At 59.1% G+C, this 2,319-nt stretch carries 1 protein-coding gene and 1 pseudogene; both read right to left on the bottom strand.

The window, feature by feature from the left end; all coding sequences use genetic code 11:
* Positions 1 to 798 precede the first annotated feature (798 nt).
* Positions 799 to 1,777: pseudogene (locus AC11W3_RS21340) on the bottom strand (transposase).
* On the bottom strand, positions 1,704 to 2,319 hold a 616-nt coding region (locus tag AC11W3_RS21335), incomplete at its 5' end, for a transposase (protein ID WP_484093737.1). The gene AC11W3_RS21335 and the pseudogene AC11W3_RS21340, both read right to left, overlap by 74 nt.

The raw sequence follows: 2,319 nt of genomic DNA, 5'->3' as shown, positions 1-2,319 counted from the left end.
ATGATGCTGGAGAAAGGACAAGCTGGAATTCTCTCAAAGCTGGTGCACCAAGAATGCGGAAGGACCAAGATTCAAACGGTATTGACACCCCGTCGTGACCACGGCCATCGCGCGGGAAATGGCGGCGTTCCTCTGGGCCATCGCCCAGCACGTGGCGCCCACCGCCGTTTCGCCGTGAGAGGCTGGCCATGGCAACGCGCGTGCCCCCTTGATCCAGGCCTCTCTTGGCCAGGCGATGGCTCAAGCCAACTCTGGAGGCTGCCGCTGACGTGGTTGGCAGCCTGGAGCGCCACCCTGGCTTGGTGGCCCTGGCTGTCATCGAACACCGAACAAGGTGAACAGTGATCACAGCAACGGAGGACAGGAGCAGGCATCCCGCAGCATCGGGTCGTGTATGGTTGGAGATGGAGCCGCGGAAGGGGAATCCCCGACTACGCTAGGTGGCCGATCGCCCATCGACGCCCGCTCTTAGACAGGGGGAAGCCCCAGCCGAAGTCTCGGTCAGGCGGTAGCCAACCCGCGTATCAGAGCTTGTTCACCGACGTCTTTCGGCTCCATCTCCTGCCATGCACGATCCGGACATTCTCTCGCGAACCTCCAATACACCGGGGGACGGGAGCGTTCGCCTCTAGGTTTTGAAAGCGGACATCAGAGCGTACAGGCTTAGCATCTATCAGTTTAGCCTTGCCTCCCAGAGAGGCGGGAGCGGCAGGCACGATCGGACGAGTTTGACGATGCGGCGGAGGCCACGGGTGAACCAGGAGGTTCGGCTGCGAGCCACTTTCTTGGGTTGATCGGCTACGCTTTTTTTTCGTTGGGTGTGGCGTGATGCAGCGCGTCCCACTGTCCGGTGGACACTGCCCAATAGAGGGCGAGGGCCATGACCAGGATGAGGCGGTCGAGACGGTCGGCGTAGCGGATCTGTGTGTCTTCGACGCCGAAGCCGCGCGACTTGAAATCCGAGAACATCGGCTCGATGCCCGACCTCTGGCTGTATTCCAGGATGCGCAAGTAGCCCGGCCGTTCGGACATCGCGATGATCCAGGGCTCGGGATGGCCGGGGTCGTGGAGGATGCCAATGTGGGTGCGTGCCCGCTTGGCCGTCAATTCGACATCCTCCAAGTAGAAGATCCGCTCTTTGGCACAGGCGGCCGTCGTAGTCGTTTCGATGCCGTCGAAGACGGTCAGGTTGCCCTTCAGACGCAGTCGGTAGTCCCAGTTGCGATCCTGGCACCAACCGATCAGGTCGGATCAGGTCGGCGGTGCCGTAGAAGCGGTCGCCCATGAGCCGGATCGTCGCCCCGGTGGGCAGCCACGGGAGCACCGCCTCCAGGAGCGCCTTTTGGGTCTCGAAGCCAATGGCGCCCGCTGTCGCCTCGACCCGCCACGTCAGTGGCAAGGCCCGCTCGCCAAAGCGCAACGCCAGCATCAGAACCTGATGGCGGTCGGAGACCTTCGACTGATCCAGGATCAAGACCACGGCCTCGCCCGCCGCCGCCGCCCGGTCCAGAACCTCACGCGCAAACGGTTCCATGATCTCGTCGCTGATGACCAGGGGATTGCTGAGAAGGCGCGTGATCCACTGGTAACGCATGTCCGTCCGGTCTGCGGCTCGCGGCAGCCCGGCCGCCAAGTCCATCAGGTTCACGCTACGCACATCCAGCATCGTGGCCACCAGGAGCGCCAACTTCTCCCGCTGGGTTTTACGCTGGCCGGGCAGCCGCTGCTCGAGGTCTGCGCTGATGCTGCCCGCAATTCGGGTGATGCCGTCCACAATGCATGTCCTGGGTCCGCTGAAGGCGGGATCCTTCAATCACATGCCGATTCGCGGCGTCAATACCGATCGTTCCAAAACTGATAGATGGCAAGGCAATCCGCTTCATTACACAACGTAAAGCATGCTTTTTTGTTTTCCAGTCCGACAGCTTTTTCCGGTAGTATTCCTTTGCTTTCGGATTATGGTTGATCTGGCTGAGTGCAATCATATACATGGCGTTGTCGAGAGATCTGTTGCCCTTGTGATTTTGCACAGTTTTCTTTATCTTTCCTGATCCTTTCTCAAGAGGCGCAATCCCGGCGTACTGCAAAAACTTATCGATAGTTGCAAACCGATCCAGACTGTCAGCATGAGCACCGATTTTTGCCGCAAGCACCATGCCGATCCCCGGAACTGTTATCAGGTTCTTCTCATGGCCGTCAAGGAGGGTATCGAATTTTACATCGATACTTTTCCGCTTCTCATTAATCCGTTTCAGTTCTTTCTGTTTCTCCCTGATAATGTGGGCAATGATTTTCTGCTCCTGTGTATCACTGCTGAGA

The sequence above is a fragment of the Geomonas sp. genome, assembly GCF_056994735.1.
The sequence above is the reverse complement of the archived record's forward strand: the minus strand, read 5'-3'. Positions and strand labels throughout refer to the sequence as shown.